The organism is Pseudooctadecabacter sp., assembly GCF_020627745.1.
In the GTDB taxonomy this organism is placed as follows: domain Bacteria; phylum Pseudomonadota; class Alphaproteobacteria; order Rhodobacterales; family Rhodobacteraceae; genus Octadecabacter.
On sequence record NZ_JAHDGE010000004.1, the window covers coordinates 48,606 to 71,527 of the forward strand.

The 22,922-nt window shown below is 61.5% G+C and carries 20 protein-coding genes and 1 tRNA gene; 14 read left to right on the top strand and 7 right to left on the bottom strand.

Annotated elements, in window-relative coordinates; genetic code table 11:
* Positions 1–91: 91 nt before the first annotated feature.
* Genes QZ653_RS02935 through eno form a run of 4 tightly spaced genes read left to right on the top strand, consistent with a single transcriptional unit; the run spans position 92 to position 3,422 of the window.
* Positions 92–511 (top strand): Fur family transcriptional regulator, encoded by a 420-nt coding sequence (locus QZ653_RS02935; protein WP_296417486.1) that lies wholly within the window; start codon positions 92–94, stop codon positions 509–511.
* Positions 504–1,205: an NYN domain-containing protein gene (locus QZ653_RS02940; protein ID WP_296417487.1), complete on the top strand. Its 702-nt coding sequence runs from the start codon at positions 504–506 to the stop codon at positions 1,203–1,205. Before QZ653_RS02935 ends, QZ653_RS02940 begins: the two co-directional genes overlap by 8 nt.
* On the top strand, positions 1,205–2,095 hold the full coding sequence (locus tag QZ653_RS02945; RefSeq protein ID WP_296417488.1) for a DMT family transporter: 891 nt from the start codon (positions 1,205–1,207) through the stop codon (positions 2,093–2,095). The genes QZ653_RS02940 and QZ653_RS02945 overlap by 1 nt, the downstream gene beginning before the upstream one ends.
* Before the next feature lie 52 nt (positions 2,096–2,147).
* A complete protein-coding gene (gene eno, locus QZ653_RS02950) occupies positions 2,148–3,422 on the top strand; it encodes a phosphopyruvate hydratase (RefSeq protein WP_296417489.1) in 1,275 nt (424 codons plus the stop codon).
* Between the two features lie 46 nt (positions 3,423–3,468).
* Here the strand turns inward: eno and QZ653_RS02955 are convergent, their stop codons facing one another.
* Positions 3,469–4,530: an NAD(P)/FAD-dependent oxidoreductase gene (locus QZ653_RS02955; protein ID WP_296417490.1), complete on the bottom strand. Its 1,062-nt coding sequence runs from the start codon at positions 4,528–4,530 to the stop codon at positions 3,469–3,471.
* A 46-nt stretch (positions 4,531–4,576) separates the two neighbouring features.
* On the opposite strand from QZ653_RS02955, the gene QZ653_RS02960 reads away from it, so the two are divergent.
* Positions 4,577–4,996, top strand: coding sequence for a cupin domain-containing protein (locus tag QZ653_RS02960; RefSeq protein ID WP_296417491.1), 420 nt, complete (start codon positions 4,577–4,579; stop codon positions 4,994–4,996).
* A 555-nt stretch (positions 4,997–5,551) separates the two neighbouring features.
* On the opposite strand, the gene QZ653_RS02965 is transcribed toward QZ653_RS02960, so the two are convergent.
* Positions 5,552–9,217, bottom strand: a complete 3,666-nt coding sequence (locus tag QZ653_RS02965) for a vitamin B12-dependent ribonucleotide reductase (protein WP_296417492.1) — start codon at positions 9,215–9,217, stop codon at positions 5,552–5,554.
* 560 nt (positions 9,218–9,777) lie between these two features.
* Between QZ653_RS02965 and QZ653_RS02970 the strand changes: the two genes are divergently transcribed.
* Positions 9,778–10,239: a hypothetical protein gene (locus tag QZ653_RS02970; RefSeq protein WP_296417493.1), complete on the top strand. Its 462-nt coding sequence runs from the start codon at positions 9,778–9,780 to the stop codon at positions 10,237–10,239.
* Positions 10,240–10,316: 77 nt separating this feature from the next.
* Here the strand turns inward: QZ653_RS02970 and QZ653_RS02975 are convergent.
* The 4 genes from QZ653_RS02975 to pdxH all read right to left on the bottom strand — a co-directional run bounded on the left by QZ653_RS02975 (position 10,317) and on the right by pdxH (position 12,176).
* Positions 10,317–10,393: transfer RNA gene (locus QZ653_RS02975), tRNA-Pro, on the bottom strand.
* A 68-nt stretch (positions 10,394–10,461) separates the two neighbouring features.
* Positions 10,462–10,932 carry a DUF192 domain-containing protein gene (locus QZ653_RS02980; RefSeq protein ID WP_296417494.1) on the bottom strand — a complete coding sequence of 157 codons (471 nt, stop codon included), beginning with the start codon at positions 10,930–10,932 and terminating at the stop codon, positions 10,462–10,464.
* Positions 10,914–11,435: a cold-shock protein gene (locus QZ653_RS02985; protein ID WP_296417495.1), complete on the bottom strand. Its 522-nt coding sequence runs from the start codon at positions 11,433–11,435 to the stop codon at positions 10,914–10,916. The genes QZ653_RS02980 and QZ653_RS02985 overlap by 19 nt, the downstream gene beginning before the upstream one ends.
* A gap of 120 nt (positions 11,436–11,555) precedes the next feature.
* The gene (gene pdxH / locus QZ653_RS02990) at positions 11,556–12,176 is read right to left on the bottom strand and encodes a pyridoxamine 5'-phosphate oxidase (RefSeq protein WP_296417496.1); all 621 of its coding nucleotides are present in this window, start codon (positions 12,174–12,176) and stop codon (positions 11,556–11,558) included.
* Between the two features lie 154 nt (positions 12,177–12,330).
* On the opposite strand from pdxH, the gene fabI reads away from it, so the two are divergent.
* The 5 genes from fabI (at position 12,331) to trpE (ending at position 18,423) form a co-directional block, all read left to right on the top strand.
* A complete protein-coding gene (gene fabI / locus QZ653_RS02995; protein ID WP_296417497.1) occupies positions 12,331–13,143 on the top strand; it encodes an enoyl-ACP reductase FabI in 813 nt (270 codons plus the stop codon).
* A 4-nt stretch (positions 13,144–13,147) separates the two neighbouring features.
* On the top strand, positions 13,148–13,678 hold the full coding sequence (gene gpt, locus QZ653_RS03000; protein WP_296417498.1) for a xanthine phosphoribosyltransferase: 531 nt from the start codon (positions 13,148–13,150) through the stop codon (positions 13,676–13,678).
* Between the two features lie 125 nt (positions 13,679–13,803).
* Positions 13,804–15,000 (top strand): aminotransferase, encoded by a 1,197-nt coding sequence (locus tag QZ653_RS03005; protein WP_296417499.1) that lies wholly within the window; start codon positions 13,804–13,806, stop codon positions 14,998–15,000.
* A 72-nt stretch (positions 15,001–15,072) separates the two neighbouring features.
* Positions 15,073–16,917, top strand: coding sequence for a peptidylprolyl isomerase (locus tag QZ653_RS03010; protein WP_296417500.1), 1,845 nt, complete (start codon positions 15,073–15,075; stop codon positions 16,915–16,917).
* A gap of 3 nt (positions 16,918–16,920) precedes the next feature.
* Positions 16,921–18,423 carry an anthranilate synthase component I gene (gene trpE, locus QZ653_RS03015; protein ID WP_296417501.1) on the top strand — a complete coding sequence of 501 codons (1,503 nt, stop codon included), beginning with the start codon at positions 16,921–16,923 and terminating at the stop codon, positions 18,421–18,423.
* 263 nt (positions 18,424–18,686) lie between these two features.
* On the opposite strand, the gene QZ653_RS03020 is transcribed toward trpE, so the two are convergent.
* On the bottom strand, positions 18,687–20,267 hold the full coding sequence (locus tag QZ653_RS03020) for a divergent polysaccharide deacteylase family protein (protein WP_296417502.1): 1,581 nt from the start codon (positions 20,265–20,267) through the stop codon (positions 18,687–18,689).
* Between the two features lie 176 nt (positions 20,268–20,443).
* Here QZ653_RS03020 and QZ653_RS03025 point away from each other — a divergent pair, with 176 nt between their 5' ends.
* The 3 genes from QZ653_RS03025 to QZ653_RS03035 are packed head-to-tail and all read left to right on the top strand — an operon-like array spanning position 20,444 to position 22,721.
* Positions 20,444–21,037: an anthranilate synthase component II gene (locus QZ653_RS03025; RefSeq protein WP_296417503.1), complete on the top strand. Its 594-nt coding sequence runs from the start codon at positions 20,444–20,446 to the stop codon at positions 21,035–21,037.
* Positions 21,034–22,050: an anthranilate phosphoribosyltransferase gene (gene trpD, locus QZ653_RS03030; RefSeq protein WP_296417504.1), complete on the top strand. Its 1,017-nt coding sequence runs from the start codon at positions 21,034–21,036 to the stop codon at positions 22,048–22,050. The genes QZ653_RS03025 and trpD overlap by 4 nt, the downstream gene beginning before the upstream one ends.
* The gene (locus QZ653_RS03035; protein WP_296417505.1) at positions 22,047–22,721 is read left to right on the top strand and encodes a uracil-DNA glycosylase; all 675 of its coding nucleotides are present in this window, start codon (positions 22,047–22,049) and stop codon (positions 22,719–22,721) included. The genes trpD and QZ653_RS03035 overlap by 4 nt, the downstream gene beginning before the upstream one ends.
* The last annotated feature ends 201 nt before the right edge of the window (positions 22,722–22,922 follow it).

Here is a 22,922-nt window from a genome sequence, read left to right on the forward strand (position 1 = left end):
GTTAACCTTAATCTGGGGTAAAGAGCGCGCCCATGGCATTTTCAAAATTCAAGGCTGGCCCCGTTTGGGGCTTTGGCCTACACCGCAGCCCATGACCGATACGATCCTGTCCCGATGTGAGGCCCGTGGCCTGCGCCTGACCGACCAACGCCGCACCATTGCGGGGGTGTTGGAGGATGCCGATGATCACCCGGATGTGGAGGAGCTTTATGCCCGTGCCTCTGCCAAGGACCCGCGTATTTCATTGGCCACGGTCTACCGGACCGTAAAACTGTTCGAGGAATCGGGCATTCTGGAAAAGCATGATTTCGGCGACGGGCGCGCGCGGTATGAGACAGCCGGCGGGGAACATCACGACCACCTGATTGATTTGCAATCGGGTGAGGTGATCGAATTTATCGACGCCGAAATCGAAGCCTTGCAGGACCGCATCGCAGACAAGCTGGGGTATGACCTCAAAGGCCACCGGCTTGAACTTTACGGGGTCAAGAAAGGAGCCAAGAATGGCTGACGATCGTCCCCTTCTGGCCGTGTTGATCGACGCGGACAATGTACCTGCCAAACACGCCGAGGCGATCCTCAAAGAGGTCGCGCGCATCGGGGAACCTGCCCTGCGCCGCGTCTATGGCGACTGGTCGTCGGACATGCTGAAAGGCTGGTCCAAGATCATCCCGTCGCTGGGGTTCGTGGCGCGTCAGGAAACGGCCAACACGCGGCAAAAGAACGCCTCGGACATCGGGCTGGTGATCGACGCCATGGACATTTTGCACACGGCCAAGTTTGACGGTTTTGTGCTGGTGTCCTCGGACAGTGATTTCACCGCGCTGGCCAACCGGCTGCGGGAAGACGGGTTGAGCGTGATTGGCATTGGCGAGGCGAAGACGCCCGACAGCCTGCGCAATGTCTGCAACCGGTTTATCCTGATCGAAAACCTTGTTCAGGCCGATGTGAAAGAGGCGGTGCCCGAAAAGCAGAACAACAAACTGTCAGAGGCTTATGATCTGTTTGTTGAGGCCATGAACCGCATCGACACCGAGGACGACTGGTACAATCTGGGTGGCGTGGGGTCGATGATTTTGGCGGCCCATCCCGATTTCGACCCGCGCAGTTATGGCCATGGCAAACTGAGCGGGCTGGCCAAGGCCCTGCGCGATATCGAAACAAAATCGAGCGGGAACAACCTGTTGGTGCGGTTGAAAGACTGATGGAAAACCTGCGCGGCGCAGCCCTGATGACCGCCTCCATGTTGGGGTTCGCCATTGAGGACGCCTTGATCAAGGGGCTGTCGGGCACCGTGCCTGCAGGCCAGATCATCGCCTTCATCGGCTTGGGTGGCATCGTGGCCTTTGCCGGTTGGCTGTTGGCCACGGGTCAACCTGTGTTCGTGACCGAACAACGCCGCCCCAAGGTGGTGTTGCGATCAGGGTTGGAGGCGCTGGGATCGATTTTCTTTGTCTCATCGCTCGCCTTGATTGATCTGACACTGGCGTCTGCCATCATTCAGGCGACACCGCTGGTGGTCGCCATGGGGGCCGCGCTGTTCTTGGGCCAACAGGTGGGCTGGCGGCGCTGGGTCGCTATTTTGATCGGCTTTGCCGGTGTCTTGCTGATCGTGAAACCGGGTGCGTCCGGGTTTGATCCGCTGGTCTTGCTGGCCATCATCGGGATGCTGGGGTTGGCCGCGCGCGATCTGGTGACACGCAATCTGAAATCCGACATTTCCGGCCCTCACCTGAGCATCGCGGCCTTCATCGGCTTGGTGCCAGCGGGCCTGTTGCTGTGCGTGGTCTGGGGCCAATCGCTCGTCTGGCCCACGCCCTACGAATGGTCCGTGCTGGTGCTGTGCGTCTTCGTGGGCATGGTCGCCTATCTGGCGATTATTGCGGCCACTCGGGCGGGCGATGCGGCATTTATCTCCTCGTTCCGCTACAGCCGCATGCTCTTCGCGCTTGTCATCGGCGCGCTGTTTTTCGCGGAATTCCCCGATGCGCTGACCTTGGTGGGCGTTGCCATTGTCATTGCAGCCGGTCTTTTCACCCTCCTGCGGGAGGCACGCCTGCGCCGCCCTTCCCAAGCGTCAAAGGGCACGATATAGGGGCGGTAACAGATGCGCTGTTTGCGCTAACAGATTACAGGAGTCCCAGACCATGGCCACCATCATCGACATCCACGCCCGCGAAATCCTCGACAGTCGCGGCAACCCCACGGTTGAGGTCGACGTGACCCTTGAGGACGGAACGCTGGGCCGTGCGGCGGTGCCATCGGGGGCCTCAACAGGTGTCCACGAAGCGGTGGAAAAGCGCGACGGTGACAAATCCCGTTACAAAGGCAAAGGCGTGTTGCAGGCCGTGGCCGCCGTGAACGGCGAAATCGCCGAAGCAATCCTCGGCTTTGACGCCACCGAACAGGTCGCCATCGACATGGCCATGATCGAATTGGACGGGACCGACAACAAGGGCCGTCTGGGCGCCAATGCGATCCTCGGCGTGTCCATGGCTGTGGCCAAGGCCGCCGCAGAATTCACCGCGCAGCCGCTGTTCCGCTACATCGGCGGCACCGCAGCACGCACCCTGCCTGTCCCGATGATGAACATCATCAACGGCGGCGAACATGCTGATAATCCGATTGATATTCAGGAATTCATGATCATGCCGGTGTCCGCCACCTCCATCGCGGAAGCGGTGCGCATGGGGTCCGAAGTGTTCCACACATTGAAGGGCGAGTTGTCGGCCGCAGGCCTCAGCACAGGCATCGGCGATGAGGGCGGCTTTGCCCCTGACATCAGCTCAACCCGTGCGGCATTGGATTTCATCCTCAAATCCATCGAAAAGGCGGGCTACACGCCGGGCGAAGACATCTATCTGGCCTTGGATTGCGCGGCGACGGAATACTACAAAGACGGCAAGTATGAGATGAAGGGCGAAGGCAAATCCCTCACGTCCGAGGAAAACGCAGCCTATTTGGCGGCTCTGTGTGACGACTACCCGATCATCTCCATCGAAGACGGCATGTCCGAGGACGATTGGGACGGCTGGAAGGCCCTGACCGACCGTTTGGGCGACAAAATCCAGCTGGTCGGTGACGACTTGTTCGTGACCAACCCTGCCCGCCTGTCCATGGGCATCGAACGCGGATCCGCCAATTCCATGTTGGTCAAGGTCAACCAGATCGGCACCCTGACCGAGACACTGACCGCCGTCGACATGGCCCACCGCGCGCGCTTTACCAATGTGATGTCGCACCGGTCCGGTGAGACTGAGGATGCAACGATTGCAGACCTCGCCGTGGCCACAAACTGCGGCCAGATCAAGACCGGATCGCTGGCGCGGTCGGACCGGCTGGCGAAGTATAACCAGTTGATCCGCATTGAAGAAATGCTGGGCGAGACCGCCGTTTACGCCGGCCGTTCGATCCTTAAGTAAGACACTGAAAATGCGCAAAGGCCCCTGCAAACGCGGGGGCCTTTTGCTATTGGAACCGGTCTGGCCTGTAGGGCGTCACCAGATCGGTTTGGGCATTGGTCGCCTGCCCCAAAACCTCTGCCGCTGTAACCTCGCCCACGACTGCGGCCAGTGTCACGCCCGAATGCATCACCGCCACATGCAGGCCCTCCGGCCCTGCTGCACCGATCACCGGCAGGCCGTCCTCAGGCACCGGCCTGTAGGCCAGCGTGACCTCATCCCAACCGGACACCCCGCCCCGGATCATCGGGCTCAGCCAGCCCATGACCCGGGCGGCGATGGCGTCAGGTGTTTCGAAAACCTCGGACGCGTCGTCACCTTGATGGTTGGCCACCGCTGACGCCAGAAGCCGGCCGTCTGGCAACTGGCGAACCTCCCCATGGGGCGTCACAAGGATTGGCGTGATGCACGCATCAACCGGCCGTGTCGTGACCAGAACGCCCGGTCGGGTGAGCATGGGCAGGTTTACCCCTGCGGTCTGCAGAATATCCGGCGCCCCGTTGCCAGCGGCGATTACCACGCGGTCACCTTCGACATCCCCGACAGAGGTCACAACCCCTGTGATTTTCTCTGCCCCCAGAAGACCGTTAACCCTCACCCCACGCAACACCTGCGCCCCCGAAGATCGCAAAAGCCGGTCGGCGACCGCGGCTGCGTCGGCGGCGGCTTCGGACGGAAAAACCAGAAGATCATCAGGCACACCCTCAAGGTCCGGCTGCGCCTTTTCAGCCCATGCTTTGGATAGATATTCTACAGCATATTCATGATCTTGCAGGTCGGACTTCATCCGATATAGCGCCTCACCCTGTTCTTCCCACCACCATGCGCCGCAAAATGAAACGGGCAAATCAGGCAGATGGGTCATCAAACGGCGATATCCTCGCAAACTGGCCGCCCGCAGGTTGTGATGGTGCGCATCGGCATAGAAGCTGGCGTTGATCCAGCCGAACGAGGCCGAAGTCGCGGCGGGCATCCCTCCGTCAATGACCACAACCTGTGCCCCCGCACGGGCGAGATGCCACGCGATGCTGGCCCCGATGATCCCCGCACCCACAATGATCGTTTTCATGACATACCCCCTTGGGTCCTGTTTGCGGACAGCCTAACCTAGGACCATGACAGCACAAGATATCATCGCCGCCCTGAACCTGTCGCCCCATCCCGAAGGCGGGCACTATCGCCAGACCTGGGTCGATGACACCGCCACAAACCGCCCCCATGGCACCTGCATCTATTTCCTGCTCGAGGCCGGAAAACCCAGCCATTGGCACAGGGTCGATGCGGTGGAAATCTGGCACTACTACGCCGGTGCCCCGCTGCGTCTTAAACTGGCGGAAACTGACGCGGGGCCGAGGGCCGACATCCGCCTTGGCCCTGATCTTGCAGCGGGCGAACGTCCGCAAGGGATTGTTCCCAAAGACTGGTGGCAGGCCGCAGAAACAACGGGCGACTGGACGCTGGTCGGCTGTACCGTCAGCCCGGGATTCTCATTTGACGGATTTGAACTCGCCGAGGCCGGTTTCGATATCCGCTAACCGGATCGCAGGCCCGCGAACGTGCGCCTCCGGCGGAGGTATTTGGGAACCAGAGAGCTTGAGCCGTCCCGGAAAGCCTCCAGTTGAGGGGTTCAGGCAAAAGCGGGCGGAGCCAAGGGCTGTCTCGAAAAGACCCCAGTGGGGCGTTTCAGCCGAGGAATGGTCGGAGACCCGAGGCGTCCCGGAAAACCTCCGGGGAAAGGTGTCGGCCGACAACGGGGGGAGCCCAAAGCAGTTCCACCTTCCAGCTGTAGCGTACTGAATTCAAGACGCATTAACCTTAACGCCGTCGCTTGTGGTCTGCGCACCGGCCCCGCTTCTTTGGTTCAAAAATATGCAAATCCTCCCGTTCGACCGGTCACCGCCACACACCGTGAAAACGCCAAAACGCGGGCTTGCCCGCGCGGGTCGGATTGGCGAAGCCAATTCGACAAAAAAGGGAGGACCGAAGCCCTCCCGTTAGTCTCGCCATCTTGGCTCATTCTAGTGTACCGCCCGGTATTCTGCCTGCGGCCAAGACGTCCCCGCGCGCCTCGAAAGATGCGCGGTGTTCTATCAGCTACACCCCGACGTGCCGCCGCATGTGTTGCACTTCATGCAGGTGCCGTTGCGCACCAGCGTGTAGTTGCCGCATTCGCCGCACGGGTCGCCTTCGTAGCCCTGCATCTTCGCCTTATCGCGGGCGGACATGCTGACGGTGCCGGTGGACACAGCCGTCGCTTGCGCCATCCCGCCGCCTGCGGCCACGGCTGGGGCCAGCGTATCAAGTGCGACAGCGGCATCGGCCCCATCGGTGAAGGCCACAGCACCTGCGCCGCCTTGCAGGACGACCAACTCGTTGGGGACGCGCTTGCGCAGGTATCCGGTGGAGCTGATCTGCTTGAGGACCTCGAGGGACTTGGTGGCCGCACTCTCGGATGGCTCGGAGATGTTGCTTACGCCTTCTTCTTCGCCACGGCCAAGGCTGTCGAAGGACGCGCCTTCGGGTTTGACGTGGGCCAGATCGGTCCGGTCGAGGTAGGACACAGCCAGTTCGCGGAAGATATAGTCAAGGATCGACGTCGCATTCTTGATGCTGTCGTTGCCCTGAACCATGCCAGCGGGTTCGAACTTGGTGAAGGTGAAGGCATCCACGAACTCCTCCAGCGGGACACCGTATTGCAGGCCCACGGACACGGCGATGGCGAAGTTGTTCATCATCGCGCGGAAACCAGCGCCTTCCTTGTGCATGTCGATGAAGATCTCACCGAGGTTGCCGTCCTCATATTCGCCGGTGCGCAGATAGACTTTGTGCCCGCCGACGATGGCCTTCTGGGTGTAGCCCTTGCGGCGCTCGGGCATCTTTTCGCGGTGCGATTTGATGACCTCTTTGATGACGACCTTTTCGATGATCTTTTCGGCGATGACTTGCGCCTTTTCCATCGTGTTGCCGCTCTCAAGGATTTCGGCGGCTTCGTCGTCGTCCTCGATCAGGGCTGCGGCCAGTGGCTGGGACAGTTTGGACCCGTCACGGTACAAGGCGTTCGCCTTGATCCCCATGGCCCAGCTGCGCTCATACGCCTTTTGGCAATCCTCGATGGTGGCATCGTTGGGCATGTTGATCGTCTTGGAGATCGCACCCGAGATAAACGACTGTGCGGCGGCCATCATGTCGATGTGGCTGTTGACGGACAAGAAACGTTTGCCCTTTTTGCCGCAGGGGTTGGCGCAGTCGAAGACCACATAGTGTTCTTCCTTCAGGTGCGGCGCACCTTCCAGCGTCATGGTGCCACAGACGTGGTCATTGGCGGCGTCCACATCGGCCTTGGAAAAGCCCAGGGATTTCAGAAGGTCGAACGTCGGATCGTTCAGCTTGTCGGCAGGAATGCCGAGGACGTCTTTGCAGAAGTCTTCGCCCAGTGTCCACTGGTTGAACACGAAACGGATGTCGAAGGCGGATGGCAGCGCGGCTTCGATTTTATCAATTTCTGCCTGACCAAACCCGTGGCCCACCAGCGATGTGTGGTTGATGCCCGGTGCATTGCCCAAGGTGCCGTGGCCCACGGCGTAGGACACGATTTCCTCAGACTGGCTGGAGGAATAGCCCAGCTTTGCCAAGGCCGCAGGCACGGACTGGTTGATGATCTTGAAATACCCACCACCGGCGAGCTTTTTGAACTTCACCAGCGCGAAGTCAGGCTCGATTCCCGTGGTGTCGCAATCCATGACCAGACCGATGGTGCCGGTGGGCGCGATCACGGTGGATTGCGCGTTGCGGTAGCCGTGCTTCTCACCCAGCTTCAGCGCCTCATCCCATGTCGACATGGCAATGTCGATCAGGCGGGCTTCGGGGCAGTTGGCATGGTCAAGGGCCACTGGTTTGATGTCCAGCGCCTCATACCCTTCGGTCGCACCGTAGGCCGCGTTGCGGTGGTTGCGGATGACGCGCAACATGTGGTCGGCGTTCTTTTTGTAGCCCGGGAACGGGCCCAGCTCACCCGCCATCTCAGCGGAGGTGGCATAGGATACACCGGTCATGATCGCGGTCAGCGCACCGGCCAAGGCGCGGCCTTCGTCGCTGTCATACCCCAGCCCCATGTTCATCAGCAGGCCGCCGATGTTGGCATAGCCCAGACCCAGCGTGCGGAAGTCATAGGACCGCTGGGCGATTTCTTTCGATGGGAACTGCGCCATCATGACCGAAATTTCCAGCGTGACCGTCCACAGACGGGAGGCGTGCATGTAATCCTCAACCTGGAATTCGCCGTCTTTGTAGAAGGTCAGCAGGTTCATCGAGGCAAGGTTACAGGCCGTGTCGTCGAGGAACATGTATTCAGAACACGGGTTGGACCCGCGGATCGCGCCGTCTTCGGGGCATGTGTGCCATGCGTTGACCGTGTCGTGGTACTGGATGCCCGGATCGGCACAGGCCCATGCGGCGTGGCCGACCTTTTCCCACAGATCGCGGGCTTTGATCACCTTGGCGACCTCACCGTTGCGGCGGTTGATCAGCTTCCAGTTGGCGTCCTCTTCGACGGCCTTGAGGAAGGCGTCTGTCACACGGATCGAGTTGTTGGAGTTCTGGCCGGAGACGGAGTTATAGGCCTCGCTATCCCAATCGGTGTCATAGGTCGGAAATTCAATCGACGTATGCCCCTGCCGTGCATAATCCAGAACCCGCTTGACGTAAGTCTCCGGGATCATGACCTTTTTGGCCTCGCGAATGGCGTCTTTCAGCTGAACATTCTTTTTGGGGTCATAGGCGTCGGCCTCTGCCCCGTCCCAGCCCTGGATCGCGCCGAAAATCAGGTTCAGCTTGGCTTCGTGCATTTTGGAACCGGCGACGATGGACGCCACTTTCTGCTCTTCCAGCACCTTCCAGTTGATGAATTCCTCGATATCGGGGTGGTCGGCGTCGACAATCACCATTTTGGCCGCGCGGCGCGTGGTGCCGCCTGATTTGATAGCGCCGGCTGCACGATCGCCGATCTTCAAAAAGCCCATCAAACCAGACGACTTGCCACCGCCCGACAGTGGCTCGCCTTCGCCACGCAGTGAGGAAAAGTTGGTGCCGGTGCCGGAACCGTATTTGAACAGGCGCGCCTCACGCACCCACAAATCCATGATGCCGCCGTCGTTGACCAGATCGTCAGCGACCGACTGAATGAAACAGGCGTGCGGCTGGGGATGTTCGTAGGAGGACGTGGATTTCGTCAGCTTGCCGGTCTTGTAATCCACATAGTGGTGGCCCTGCGCGGGGCCGTCGATGCCGTAGGCCCAGTGCAGGCCGGTGTTGAACCACTGGGGGCTATTGGGGGCGGCACGCTGGGTTGCCAGCATGTAGCGCATTTCGTCAAAGTACGTGCGCGCGTCTTCTTCGGTGGTGAAATAGCCACCCTTCCAGCCCCAGTACGTCCATGCGCCAGCCAACCGGTCGAACACCTGCTTGGCGGAGGTTTCGCCGTCCATGGTCGCGCCCTCTGCAGGCACGGACCGCCACAAAAACTCTGGCACGTCTTTTTCTTCGACCTTCACGGTTGCGGAGGGCACACCTGCCTTGCGGAAGTATTTCTGCGCGATCACGTCAGAGGCCACCTGGCTCCAGGCTTGGGGGATTTCACAATCGTCGAGTTTGAACACAATCGTCCCGTCCGGATTGCGGATTTCGGAGGTGGCGGATTTGAATGCGACCTCTGCGTAAGCGTCCTGTCCGGATTTCGTAAAGTTGCGTTCGATTTTCATTGTGTCTTGCCCCTGTGTAATCGTGCCGGCGTTGCGGCGAATGATATGTCCCGTCCCAGACCCCGCTGTCGGGGGTCTCAAAATCGTGCCGGATGAGGTGGCAATGGCGTGGGGCATGATACATCCGCCTTCAAAATCGAAGCGAAGCACTGTCAGATCACCGTAGGGTGCACTGAGGTGTTGTAACCTGTCCCACGCTGGCCTCACCACTATATGTTGTGGCGTCTCATCCAGCCCGCACAAGGTGACGCATCTACACCTAGGGGGTCAACGAAATTTTTACCCTAAATATGGATTAAATATCCTTGACCCATGGTTAACGAAGATCTGGCAAATGCTGTCCCCGATTCCCCCTCAGGCTTGCGCACAGGGATGTCAGGGTGGACGCCCAAAACCGCCGTTTGGAAAATCCTGTGAAATGACAGCGCACTAAGCCGCAAAGTTTAGAAACTACATCACTTATCCACAGGTAGGACGTGGTTTGCGCATGGCCCGACGCCCCCCTTGTTCCTCGGTCAAACTGTGTCACTGTGGTCACGCATCATCTAGGGGCCTGTGCAATGAAACATCTGATTTTCGGACTGGGTCTTTTGGCGGCAGGCTGCGCAGAAACCACATCATCTGGTGGGTCCTTTGCCGCCGGGGCACAGCCAGCAGGCGCGCAACAGGCCTATTTTGAAGGCTACCCTGCCGGTTTGTTCTTTGCAGCCGGCGCCGTTTGCGATGGTCCGGGGCAGGATGTGGTGCGTCCGGATGAAAACGAGGTCCGCTGCGAATCGTTGCCCGACCCGCAGACCGCGGCAGCCTTGATCTTGCAATTTGACGGCACGGTCGAGGACCTGCCCCGTTTTGTAATTGCCTTCAGCGGATTACAGGACACGGCAGGGTATCTGGTAACAGCAGACAGCTACATCCGCGTGCCCCGTCGCGAAGGCGGCGCGCAGCAGGTCCGGTTCCCCGATGAACGGATCGAGGCAGAACTGGCACGGCTTTTGGTGGATGCAGGCGGCGCACCTCTCTGACGATGCCCCAAAACGCAAGCGGCCGCCCCCGAGGGGACGGCCAATGCTTAACTTGGGTAAGTTGGGTTTTGAAAATGTGGTCGGGGCGAGATGATTCGAACATCCGACCCCCTGTACCCAAAACAGGTGCGCTACCAGGCTGCGCCACGCCCCGAACCGAGGCCTCGTCTAAAACCTGCGGCCTGATTTGAAAAGGGGTAAAGTTGACAAAAGCGCGAAAAGCTAGTCGCACGGCCAAAGGACATTGCCCGCAACACTGGGGTGCTGAACCTCATCGCCCACAGAAAGACCCAAGCGGGCCGACAACCCGCCATTCACCTCAAGCACATATTGTATGTCGTCCCCGCCGAAGATCGGGGTTTCGTCCAGCGGAACGGCGTTTTCGTGAATATGATCGACCACGCCATCGGCCCCGATGAACACCATATCAAGGGGGATCAGCGTATTGCGCATCCAGAAACTGGTGGTTTGCGGGGCCTCGAAGACAAACAACATGCCCTCGAACGTGCCCATCTCTTCGACGAACATCAGCCCCTGCGCCCGTTCGGACGCATCATCGGCCACATCAACAGAAAACCGCACTTCGCCGAAATCCCCCCGCAGCGCGAGGGTTCCGGCATCACAGTCGGCCATGGCGGTCCCCGCCATCAGCACTGCACCACACAGGTAAGATGTCAGTCCGCGCTTTCCCATGGCAAAACCTCAGCGGCCATCAGCCCGCGTTTGCCCTCGATGGCCCGCAGCGCGATGGCTTCGCCGGGCAACAGATCAGCCAGACCAGCGCGACGCAAGACCTCGACATGCACAAAGACGTCAGCGGATTTGCCAAAGACATTCGCAAAGCCGAACCCCTTGGCCTTGTCGAACCACTTCACGCGGGCGGGCTCCACCGGCGTTCCGGCGATTTCGGCGGGGTCAAAATCCGCAAAATCAGACAGGGTCGCAACCGCAACATCTGATGGTTGGTCTATTGAGACCACATCGCTGGCCTGAAGCCCGCGATCGGTCTCCACCACATGCACGGTGATCTTTGCCCCCTCCGCCACGGAGCTTTGCCCAAAGTTGCGCAGCACGTTGGCATGAAGCAGGATATCCGGTCCGCCACTTTCGGCGACGATAAACCCGAAGCCCTTGGTTGGATCGAACCATTTCACTTGCCCCCCCACAGGGCGAGCGGTCGTCGTTTCATCAGTCATTTTTTGTCCCCACCCACGCGTAATATTGTTGTGCGCGGGATCTCACTTGAGACTTACGGTGGACCCGAACGGCAAGAAATACAAGCGTTTCCGCCTCCAAATTTTCACGTCGCGTGAAAATTATGGGTTTAACCGGTCGATTTCCCAAGGGTCATTTCGACTTATGCGGGACCACCTGAAACGATCATGCAACCGAAAGTCGCCATCGGCCCAAAATTCGATTTCCACGGGCGAGATTCGAAATCCCCCCCAGAAGGGCGGGCGATCGGGGTTCGTGCCTCTGGTCGCCGTCACCTTGGCAACCTCCGCCACAAGGGCCGCGCGTGACGACAAAGGCGCCGACTGGTCTGACGCCCAAGCCCCCAGTCGACTTTTGAGACTCCGGGACGCAAAATACGCGTCTGCGGCCTCTCCGTCCTCCCGTGTGACGGTCCCGCGCACGCGAATTTGCCGTCTCAGGGATTTCCAGTGCATCACAAATGCGGCCTTTCCCGATGCGTCCAGTTCGCGTCCCTTCTGGCTGCCGTAATTGGTGTAAAAGACAAAGGCACCGTCGCCCTGCCCGTCGCTTTCCACATCTTTCAGCAGCACCATGCGCGCGTTGGGCAGCCCGTCCGCATCGACGGTGGACAAGGCAATCGCGTTGGGGTCATTGATTTCCGCCTCCGTGGCCTCCGCCATCCAGGTGCGCACGATCTCGAAGGGATCTTCGCCTGCAAATTTGCCGCTTCGGTCTGCCATGGTCTGTCCTATCCAACACTGCTTTGCCTTAAGGTGGCACCGCACCGAGGGACGTCAAGCAGCAAACGCCCGGTGTCTTGAAGCCCCCAGCCCTATCGCCTAAACCAAACCCACAAGACATTTATCAGGCGCCGTCGGGGCCGAAAGGAAAGCTATGTCATCCAATTTGATGCAGGGGAAACGCGGCCTGATTATGGGGCTGGCCAATGACAAATCCATCGCATGGGGGATCGCCAAAGCCCTGTCCGAGGCCGGGGCCGAACTTGCGTTCTCCTACCAGGGCGAGGCGCTTAAAAAACGTGTGGGGCCGCTGGCGGAAAAGCTGGGCTCGGACATGGTGCTGCCCTGCGATGTGGCCGACGAGGCGTCCATTGACGCGCTGTTCCAAGGCATCAAGGAAAAATGGGAGACGATTGACTTCGTTGTCCATGCCATTGGCTTTTCAGACAAAAACGAATTGCGCGGCCGCTATGTGGACACCAGCCGCGACAATTTCATGATGACCATGGACATCTCGGTCTATTCCTTCACCTCCGTGATGCAGCGCGCCGAAAAGATGATGAACGCGGGCGGCAGCGCGATCACGCTGACCTATTATGGCGCCGAACGGATCATGCCCCATTACAATGTCATGGGCGTGGCCAAAGCGGCCCTTGAGGCCTCCGTGCGCTACATGGCTGAGGATCTGGGCAAGGACGGCATCCGCGTCAATGCCATCTCGGCGGGTCCGATCAAGACTTTGGCCGCCTCCGGCATCGGCGATTTCCGCTACATTCTGAAGTGGAACGAATACAATTCACCCCTGCGCAAGAATGTGACCATTGATGAGGTCGGCGGCTCCGCCCTCTATCTTTTGTCCGACCTCAGCGCGGGTGTGACCGGTGAGACCCACCACGTCGATGCGGGCTACCACGTGGTCGGCATGAAAGCCGTCGACGCCCCCGACATGTCCCCCAACAAGGATTGATCCCATGAGCACCAGCCCAGAGGGCCGCCTGCCCCACGAAAAAGGCTTCCACATCTCATGGGACCAAATCCACCGCGACAGCCGCGCCCTGGCATGGCGGCTGGATGGCAAAGGCCCCGATGACGGCGCCTGGCGCGCGGTGGTGGCGATCACCCGTGGCGGGATGGCGCCTGCGATGATCGTGGCGCGCGAACTGGACGTGCGCACGGTCGATACCATTTCCGTGGTGTCCTACCATTCGGGCGGCGGGGCCGCGGACCAACGGCGCGAGGCACAAGTCCTGAAATCGCCTGACACGGACATGATGGGCGACGGCACCGGCATCCTGATCATTGATGACCTTGTCGACAGCGGCAAAACCCTCGAACTGGTGCGCAGCCTCTACCCGAAGGCGCATTTCGCCACCGTTTATGCCAAACCCGAAGGCGAGCCGCAGGTGGACACCTTCATCACCGGCGTCAGCCAGGATACGTGGATTTTTTTCCCGTGGGACATGGCCTTGCAATATGTCGAACCTTACCGGGGTAAGGACTAGACGCCGATCGGCCCTCCGGGGGGAGTTTTCCGGGCCAGATGAAACAGGGGACCACGCCCTCCTTCATCTTGGCCGATACAACTCCCGCCGGAGGCATCCCGCACTCTCAACCTCGGAGCCTCCAGATGACTGTTGCGCGCACCCAGACCACCTTTTCGCCCCCCGTGATGGAGGCGCGCCGCTGGCTGGAAGGGGTGGATTTCGCAGACACGCCCCTCATAAATGTCAGCCAGGCAGCACCCGTAGACCCGCCGCCGCTGGCCCTGCGTCAGGAACTGGCGCGGATCGTCGTTGAAGACGACGAAAGTCATCTCTACGGGCCTGTTCTGGGTCTGCCGGAGCTGCGCGCAAAGGTGGCCGCCGATTGGTCGGCTTCTTACGGGGGGAAGATTGAGGCCGCGCATGTGGCGATCACATCAGGCTGCAATCAGGCGTTTACGGCGGCGATTTCAACTTTATGCGCCGAGGGCGATGAGGTCATCCTGCCGGTGCCGTATTATTTCAACCACCGCATGTGGCTGGACATGGCAGGTGTGCGCACGGTCCCGTTGGAGCCGCATGACGCCTTGGTGCCCAGTGCCGAGGACGCAGCCGCCCTGATCACTGACCGCACCCGCGCGATTGTTCTGGTCACGCCCAACAACCCCGGCGGGGTCGAATATCCGGCCGCCACGGTGCAGGCTTTTGCCGCCCTCGCGCGGTCGAAGGGCCTCGCCTTGATCATCGACGAAACCTACCGCGACTTTGACAGCCGCGTCGCCACCACCGGCGATCTGGCCGCCAATGGCGCGCCGCATCCCCTGTTCGAGGACCCCGACTGGGACGAAACGCTGATCCATCTTTACTCCTTCTCCAAGGCCTACCGTCTGACGGGCCACCGCGTCGGCGCGATGATCGCGTCCCGGGCGCGACTGGCGGAGGTGGAAAAGTTCCTCGACACCGTCACCATCTGCCCCAACCAGCTGGGCCAGCGCGCTGCCCTGTGGGGCATGCAGAATCTTGGTGACTGGCTGGCAGGGGAACGGCTTGAAATTCTCGACAGGCGCGCCGCGATAGAAGAACAGATGCCAAGGCTCACCGCGACGGGATGGGCACTGGAGGGGTGCGGTGCCTATTTTGCCTATCTGAAACATCCCTTTGATGTCCCATCGGATGAGCTGGCCAAAACACTGGTGCAGGACGCGAGCGTTCTTACCCTTCCGGGGACAATGTTTATGCCTTCGGGCGGCGGCACCCGTCATCTGCGCGTGGCCTTTGCCAACGTCGACCGCGCCGGGATCACCGCTTTGTTCGACCGTTTGGTGGCCTTCACCCCGCGCTAGGTCCAACACCGCTTGCACCCCGCCCATCCCCCGCCTATTCAGGTGCAAACGTGATTTCAGGGGCGTCTCGACATGGCCAAAGCAGGCAAAACACGGAACTTCTTTGTGTGGATCATCATGGGTCTGCTGTTCGTGGGTCTTATGGGCTTTGGCGCCACGGGGCTGTCGGGCACGGTGCGCGCTATCGGCACCGCAGGGGACAAGCCGATTGCGGCGCAGACATATTACCTTGAACTGCAAAACCGGATTGCCTCCGCTTCGGCCCAGCAGGGCCGCCAGATTTCCTTCCCCGAGGCTGAGGCGCAGGGTATCCCCGCCACCGCCCTTCAGGTGGTTGTGGGCCAGCGGTCGCTGGATGACGAAGCCGCTGATCTTGGCCTGTCAGTGGGCGACCGTGTGATCAGCGAACAGGTGCTGGCCAATCCCGCGTTCAGGGGACTTGATGGATCTTTCGATCGCGCCCAATACCGCGAGGCGCTGTCGCGTTCGGGACTCAGCGTGCGCGAATATGAAAGCACCCTGCGCGATCAGGCCACCCGCGCTATGGTGCAGGGCGCTGTGTTCACCGGCATCCCCGCCCCGTTGACCTATGCCGAAACACTGGCCCAGTTTTCGCGCGAAGGCCGGACTTTTACATGGGCCCCCTTGGCGGATGCAGATGTTGAAGTCACCCTGCCCGAGCCGTCCGAGGAAGATTTGCAGACCCATTATGAGGCAAACCCCGATCTTTACCGCACGCCGGAAACCCGCCAGATCCGCTACGTCTGGCTGACGCCCGACATGATCCAGGACGATGTTCCGGTGGATGAAGACGAATTGCGCGCCGAATATGAAGCCCGTCTGGAAGAATTCCAGCAACCCGAACGCCGTCTGGTCGAACGGCTGGTGTTTTCCGATGAAGAGGCTGCGGCGGAGGCTTTGGCCCAGATCGAAGCCGGTGAGACGACGTTCCCCGATCTGGTGGCCGAACGCGGCCTGACCCTGAACGATGTGGACATCGGCGATGTAACCGAGGCACAGATGGACGACGCAGGCCCCGCGATCTTTGCCGCAGAAACCGGCGACACCGTTGGCCCCTTCCCGTCCGATCTGGGACCGGCGCTGTTTCGCATGAACGCCATTCTGGCCGCGCGCAACATCACCTTTGAACAGGCCCTGCCCGACCTGCGCGAAGATCAGGCCGCCGCCCGCGCGCGCCGCCTGATCGAAGACCAGATCGACCCGATCACCAACCTGCTGGCCGGGGGCGCACAGCTGTCGGACGTGGCAGAGCAGACGGAAATGCAGCTGGGTGAGATCACGTGGACCACCGAAGTCACCGACGGCATCGCCGCCTACGCCAGCTTCCGTGAGGTTGCGGCGGCCACCGATGTGGGCGATTTCGCCGAGGTGGAGGAGCTGGACGACGGCGGCCTTTTCGCGCTTGAGGTGACTGACATCACCGCCCCCATGGTGCCCCCGCTGGATGATATCCGCGCCGATGTGATCGCCGGATGGGAGGCCGAGGCCACGGCCCAAGCTATCGTGGATGAGGCCGAGGCGCGCGCAGCCCAACTGCGCGAGGGGCTGGAATTTGCGGCCCTCGATCTTGACGCCGTGCAGGAAACCGACCTTACGCGGCGCGGGTTCGTCAATGGCACGCCGCCCACCTTCCTGACGGAGGTTTTCACTATGGAACCGGGCGATGTGCGTGTGCTGGACAACACTGGCGGGGCAATCATCGTGCGTCTGGACGAGGTGACTGCAGCCGACGACACCGACAGTGCCTTTGCCGCCGAAGTCGCGTCGATTGCCGAAAGCACCAGCCAGGGCATCGCGCAGGACATCTACGAACTCTATACCCGCAACATTCAGGTCAACACGGATGTGAACCTGAATCAGGCCGCGATCAATGCCATCCACTCGAACTTCCGGTAAGACATGACGCCTGATTTCCAGACCTTTGCGCAGGGCTTTGACGCCGGACGCCACCAGATCGTCTACACGCGGCTGACGGCCGATCTGGACACGCCGGTGTCGCTGATGCTGAAACTGAATGGCGCGGGCAAACATGCGTTCTTGCTAGAATCCGTCACGGGTGGCGAAGTGCGCGGCCGTTATTCCATCGTCGGCATGAAACCCGATCTGATCTGGGACTGTCACGGCACCACAAGCCGCGTCAACCGCCAGGCGCGGTTCGATGACGACGCGTTTGAAGACCAGCAGGGCGATCCGCTGGACAATTTGCGCGCGTTGATCGCCGAAAGCCGCATTGATCTGCCTGAGGATTTGCCCCCTGCATCGGCAGGGCTGTTCGGCTATCTGGGCTACGATATGATCCGTCTGGTGGAACATCTGCCCGACGTGAACCCCGACCCGCTTGGCCTGCCCGATGCGGTGCTGCTGCGGCCCTCGGTGGTGGCTGTTCTGGACGGGGTAAAGGGCGAGGTGATCCTCGTGGCCCCCGCCTATGCAGGCACCGGTCAATCCGCCAAAGCCGCCTATGCGCAGGCCGCCGAACGGGTGATGGACGCGCAACGGGCGCTGGAATTGCCTGTGCCCGCCGCCGAACTGGCCAGTTTTGAGGACAGCACCGAGGCTGAACCTGTGTCCAATTTCACCAAGGACGGCTACATGGCCGCGGTGGAAAAGGCCAAGGACTACATCCGCGCCGGTGATATCTTTCAGGTGGTGCCCGCCCAACGCTGGACCCAGACGTTCCGCGAACCGCCTTTCGCGCTTTACCGCTCCTTGCGCCGCACCAACCCGTCGCCGTTCATGTTCTTTTTCAACTACGGCGGCTATCACATTATCGGGGCCAGTCCCGAAATTCTGGTGCGGGTCTTTGGCAATGAGGTGACGATCCGCCCCATCGCAGGCACCCGCCCCCGTGGCGCGACCCCCGAAGAGGACCGCGCGAACGAGGCTGATCTGATGGCCGACCAGAAGGAACTGGCCGAACATCTGATGCTGCTGGATCTGGGGCGCAACGACACCGGCAAGGTCAGCAAAATCGGCACCGTCCGCCCGACCCAGCAATTCATCATCGAACGCTACAGCCATGTGATGCACATTGTCAGCAATGTGGTCGGTGAACTGGCCGACGATCAAGACGCGCTCAGCGCCTTTTTTGCCGGTATGCCCGCAGGCACCGTGTCCGGCGCGCCCAAGGTCCGCGCGATGGAGATTATCGACGAACTGGAACCCGAAAAGCGCGGCATCTACGGCGGTGGCTGCGGGTACTTCAGCGCCAACGGCGACATGGACATGTGCATTGCCCTGCGCACGGCGGTGTTGAAGGACGACCAGCTGTATATTCAGGCGGGCGGCGGTGTGGTCTATGACAGCGATCCGGAGGCGGAATATATGGAGACGGTGCACAAATCCAACGCCATCCGCCGCGCCGCAGCCGATGCCGCCACCTTCAGGGGTGGCAATTCATGACTATGTGGAACGGACAGGCCGATCCGGCCTGAGACGTCCCGCTGGGGCCCGCTCTAGGACGGGTTTGGACATCGCCCGTTCTCGCCTGAAATCCTCCATTGGAGGCTTTACGGGACGGCTTGAATTCTCTGGTTCTAAAATACCTAAAATCGACCCTATCCGACAGGCCGAACCGCGCCTGAACGGCGGCGCCCATTCCAACGCACCGCTAAAATTCGTAGAATTTTAGCCCCGCCCGCCGCAGGCGCCGATCGCAGATCGTCCTATTGCGCCGTTAGAACAGCGCTCAGCGGGACCAACGCAACCTGATCCCCGCCATTGGCGGTCCCCCACAAAATCAGCGCGGAAATCGTGTCGGGCCGCACCCGGCCCACCAGCACCACGCCGGTGTTCTGACGTGCGCGGAACGCGGCCTGATCCACAAAGCGGCGGATGACACGGGCATCCTGATCGTCCGGGTCCAGATCGCGGTAGATCGTGGCAGCGGGCACGCCCGATTGTTCGGCTGCGCGTCCGGCCATGTTCAGCCCCTGCGACACGGTCACAAACCCGCGCCCCTGATCGGCCAGAATGTCCATTGCCTGCGCAGTAACGTCCCTGTCCGATTGCAGCCCTCCCTGACCCATGTCGATAACGGCGATAGCCTCGGGCAGGGCCGCGAACACACTTTCAAAAGTGACTTCCACATCCTGCGGACGCGCCCCGTCCGGCAAATTGGCCATTACCGCCACCTCGTACCCGCTGTCGCGATAGGCTTGCATGGCCTCCGGCGCATCAGCACGCGCGGCATCCAGAATGATCGTCACCGGAAACGGCAGGCCAGACAACGCCGCAGCCGCCGCGGACATGGACCCGTCGTCAATCAGGGCCACAGACATCAGCGGCTTTCCCGCAGGGTCCGGATAGGTCGCCGCAAAGCGGGTCAGCGCATCGCTGGGCGGCGGGGCAGCAGGGGTGGTGGCGTCCTCGGCGGGGGGGGCCTCGGACGCAGGACGGCGCACAGTGACACCGGTGTCGCGGTCACTCAACAGCGTGTTTCCATCCCCCTGCAGCTGGATCCGCGGGGCCGCCGGTGTGGCCAGCGCCAGATCATCCGCCTGTACCGGATCCTCGCCAGGGGCCTCTTGCGCGCCGGTTTGTGGCAGATCAACGACAAAGACATCCTCTTGCGGGGCCACGTCATCTGCACCCGCACCCGTTTCCACGTCACCCTCGCTTGCGGCATCCGCTTGTGCTCCGGCGTCTGCATCGCGGCCCGCGCCGGTTTGCGCCGTGGCGTCCGCCGTCTCCTCGCCCGTGGTGTCCTCATTCGCCGCCTCAGGTTCGGGCGCGGGCTCATCGGGTTCGTCCACCAGAACAGGGGCCGCAGGCGCGGTCGAAACAGTCAGATCGGCCTCCGTGGCGGGCACTTGCGGGGCCAGTGACTGCGGATTGGGCAGGACCGGATCAACCGGCTCGGCCACAACACCTGCTGGCTGGGATGTCCGGGGCGCTTGCAATGTGCCCTCAATCGACACGACATCGGGTTCGTCCAGCGGATCGGTGTCCGCACGCGGCGCGGTCGCATCAGCGTCTTGCGCTGCCGGACTTGCGGGTTCCGTTGCCGCCGCTTCCGCGCCGGGCAAAGCGGGGGCCACCGGTTCATCAATACTCAGACTTCCCACAGGCGTTGACGGCCCGTCCTCTTCCACCGTCGCGGGCGTGTCTTCAACCTCGGGCGCAGTCACCAACGGAGGCGCGGGCGGCGTCAGACCTGCTGGCTGCTCACTGACCACGGACACCACCGACAAGGCCAGCACAGACACCAGCCCGCCGGTCACGATCCCACCTAAAAATCCCTGCATCTGCCCTTCGTCCTCGACTGCCCCGACGTGTCGCCCTATGGCCCCGTTCAGGCCGCGCCGGATGATTGCGGGCCTTGACGCCCCCCCGCGCTCCGGCCCATGTATGTGGCGACTATACAAGCGGGCGGGCCGTGTGCGGTAGCCCCAAATTAACCCAATCCAAAGGCGGCGGATCCATGCTCCTCCTGATCGACAACTACGACAGCTTCACCTACAATCTGGTGCATTATTTCGGGGAATTGGGCGCCGATGTGGTCGTGCGCCGCAATGACAAGATCGACGTGCAAGAGGCGATGGGCATGGGCGCCACCGGCATCGTGCTGTCGCCGGGTCCTTGCGATCCCGCGCAGGCGGGCATCTGTCTGGCCCTGACCAAAGCCGCAGCGGAAACCAAAACCCCCCTCATGGGTGTGTGCCTTGGCCACCAGACCATCGGTGAGGCCTTCGGCGGCAAGGTCATCCGCTGCCATGAAATCGTGCACGGCAAAATGGGCACCATGCACCACACCGGCACATCGGTTTTTGCGGGCCTGCCCTCCCCGCTTGAGGCGACGCGTTATCATTCCCTGATTGTCGACCGCGCCACCCTGCCCGACTGTCTTGAGGTCACGGCAGAGCTGGAGGACGGCACCATCATGGGCCTGCAGCACCGCGAACTGCCCATGCACGGCGTGCAGTTTCACCCCGAAAGCATCCGGTCGGAGCACGGCCATGCCATGCTGAAAAACTTCCTCGACATTCTGCCTGCCAAAGAAGGGGCCGCCGCATGAGCGATGCCATGAAACCCATCATCCACGCCGCCACCGAAGGCCCTCTGGCCCGCGCCCAGGCCGAGGCTGCGTTTGAGGAATTCTTCAACGGCACCGCCACCCACGCCCAGATGGCAGGCCTGTTGATGGCCATGCGCACACGCGGCGAAAGCGTGGCTGAATACGCCGCCGCCGCCGCCGTCATGCGCGCCAACTGCGTGCCTGTGACTGCGCCCCACGGGGCGATCGACATTGTGGGCACCGGTGGCGACGGCAAAGGAACGCTCAACATCTCGACCGCCACCGCCTTTGTGGTGGCAGGCGCAGGCGTGCCGGTGGCCAAACACGGCAACAAAAACCTCAGCTCGCTCAGCGGGGCCGCTGATGCGCTGACGGAAATGGGGGTGAACACCATGGTGGGCGCCAATGTGGTCGAACGCGGTCTGGCCGAGGCCGGCATCGGCTTCATGATGGCCCCCATGCACCATCCGGCGATCAAACACGTGATGCCCGTGCGGCAAGAGTTGGGCACCAAAACGATCTTCAACATCCTCGGGCCACTGACCAATCCCGCAGGCGTCAAACGTCAACTCACCGGGGCCTTTGCGCCGGATCTGATCTTTCCCATGGCCGAAACCCTCAAGGAACTCGGGTCGGAGGCCGCATGGCTTGTGCATGGCTCCGATGGCACCGATGAGATCACGATCACCGGCCCCACCGCCGTCGCGGCGCTTTCTGGCGGCATGATCGTCGCGCGTGAGGTCCACCCCGAAGACGCAGGCCTGCCGGTGCATCCATTTGAGGCGATCATGGGCGGCGCACCGGCGGACAACGCCCGCGCCTTCCGCGCCCTGCTGGACGGCGAAGCCTCCGCCTACCGCGATGCGGTGCTGCTGAATGCCGCCGCCGCACTGCTGGTCGCGGGCAAGGTGGAGGGGTTGAAGGCCGGGGCTGCCATGGCCGCTGAAAGCATCGATTCTGGGGCCGCCAAACGCAGCCTTGAAACCTTGGCGCGCATCACATCAGCCGCGTGATCCTGCCACGGCCGGACCTGCCTGGCTGGGCCGATCTGCCATTCTGGGACACGGCCTTTCCGGCCGTGCAACAGGCACTCGAAGCTGACACGCGCCATATCCTGCCCCCTGTGGACGATGTTTTTCGCGCCCTCGCGCTGGTGGCGCCTGACGACTGCCGTGTCGTGATCCTGGGACAGGACCCTTACCACACCCGTGGCAAACCTGACGGTCTGGCCTTTTCAATCCGCGATGATTTCGCCGGGCGGCTGGACAGCCTGGGCAATATTTTCAAGGAAATCGAAAGCGATACCGGCGCACAACGCACCAAAACCACCCTGGACGACTGGGCGCAACAGGGTGTGCTCTTGCTCAACACCGCGCTGACCGTGCCCGAAGGGGCCGCCAAGGGTCACGCCAAACTGGGCTGGAACGCGTTGACGCGGGATGTGTTGATGCGCCTTGGCGATCGCCCACGGGCCTTTGTGCTGTGGGGCGGTCACGCGCGCGGGTTCGCCAAACACATCACAGCCCCGCCCACAGGCGCGCATCTGATCCATGAAAGCGCGCACCCCTCGCCGCTGTCGGTCAAAGCTTTCCGCGGAACGCGCCCCTTCAGCGCGGTCAATGATTGGCTGAAGGCACAGGGCAAACCGCCAATCCATTGGGGCGATCCCGAGCGAGGTAGCTAGGTCGACCTTCGGTCTCTTCGTGCACCCGTGTGAGACGTCCCCTATTGAAGGCTTTCGAATACGGCTCGGGTCACCGACCATTCTTCGGCTGAAACGCCCCACTGGGGCCTTTCCAAGACGGCTTTGGGCTCCGCCCGTTCTCGCCTGAAAACCTCCCCCGGAGGTTTTCCGGGACAGCTCGACCTCTCTGGTTCACAAATA

What these genes read in the sequence shown, in the direction of transcription:
- QZ653_RS02935 (WP_296417486.1), top strand. Translation starts at nt 92, where the DNA reads ATGACCGATACGATCCTGTCCCGATGTGAGGCCCGTGGCCTGCGCCTG.
- QZ653_RS02940 (WP_296417487.1), top strand. Translation starts at nt 504, where the DNA reads ATGGCTGACGATCGTCCCCTTCTGGCCGTGTTGATCGACGCGGACAAT.
- QZ653_RS02945 (WP_296417488.1), top strand. Translation starts at nt 1,205, where the DNA reads ATGGAAAACCTGCGCGGCGCAGCCCTGATGACCGCCTCCATGTTGGGG.
- eno (WP_296417489.1), top strand. Translation starts at nt 2,148, where the DNA reads ATGGCCACCATCATCGACATCCACGCCCGCGAAATCCTCGACAGTCGC.
- QZ653_RS02955 (WP_296417490.1), bottom strand. Translation starts at nt 4,530, where the DNA reads ATGAAAACGATCATTGTGGGTGCGGGGATCATCGGGGCCAGCATCGCG.
- QZ653_RS02960 (WP_296417491.1), top strand. Translation starts at nt 4,577, where the DNA reads ATGACAGCACAAGATATCATCGCCGCCCTGAACCTGTCGCCCCATCCC.
- QZ653_RS02965 (WP_296417492.1), bottom strand. Translation starts at nt 9,217, where the DNA reads ATGAAAATCGAACGCAACTTTACGAAATCCGGACAGGACGCTTACGCA.
- QZ653_RS02970 (WP_296417493.1), top strand. Translation starts at nt 9,778, where the DNA reads ATGAAACATCTGATTTTCGGACTGGGTCTTTTGGCGGCAGGCTGCGCA.
- QZ653_RS02980 (WP_296417494.1), bottom strand. Translation starts at nt 10,932, where the DNA reads ATGGGAAAGCGCGGACTGACATCTTACCTGTGTGGTGCAGTGCTGATG.
- QZ653_RS02985 (WP_296417495.1), bottom strand. Translation starts at nt 11,435, where the DNA reads ATGACTGATGAAACGACGACCGCTCGCCCTGTGGGGGGGCAAGTGAAA.
- pdxH (WP_296417496.1), bottom strand. Translation starts at nt 12,176, where the DNA reads ATGGCAGACCGAAGCGGCAAATTTGCAGGCGAAGATCCCTTCGAGATC.
- fabI (WP_296417497.1), top strand. Translation starts at nt 12,331, where the DNA reads ATGTCATCCAATTTGATGCAGGGGAAACGCGGCCTGATTATGGGGCTG.
- gpt (WP_296417498.1), top strand. Translation starts at nt 13,148, where the DNA reads ATGAGCACCAGCCCAGAGGGCCGCCTGCCCCACGAAAAAGGCTTCCAC.
- QZ653_RS03005 (WP_296417499.1), top strand. Translation starts at nt 13,804, where the DNA reads ATGACTGTTGCGCGCACCCAGACCACCTTTTCGCCCCCCGTGATGGAG.
- QZ653_RS03010 (WP_296417500.1), top strand. Translation starts at nt 15,073, where the DNA reads ATGGCCAAAGCAGGCAAAACACGGAACTTCTTTGTGTGGATCATCATG.
- trpE (WP_296417501.1), top strand. Translation starts at nt 16,921, where the DNA reads ATGACGCCTGATTTCCAGACCTTTGCGCAGGGCTTTGACGCCGGACGC.
- QZ653_RS03020 (WP_296417502.1), bottom strand. Translation starts at nt 20,267, where the DNA reads ATGCAGGGATTTTTAGGTGGGATCGTGACCGGCGGGCTGGTGTCTGTG.
- QZ653_RS03025 (WP_296417503.1), top strand. Translation starts at nt 20,444, where the DNA reads ATGCTCCTCCTGATCGACAACTACGACAGCTTCACCTACAATCTGGTG.
- trpD (WP_296417504.1), top strand. Translation starts at nt 21,034, where the DNA reads ATGAGCGATGCCATGAAACCCATCATCCACGCCGCCACCGAAGGCCCT.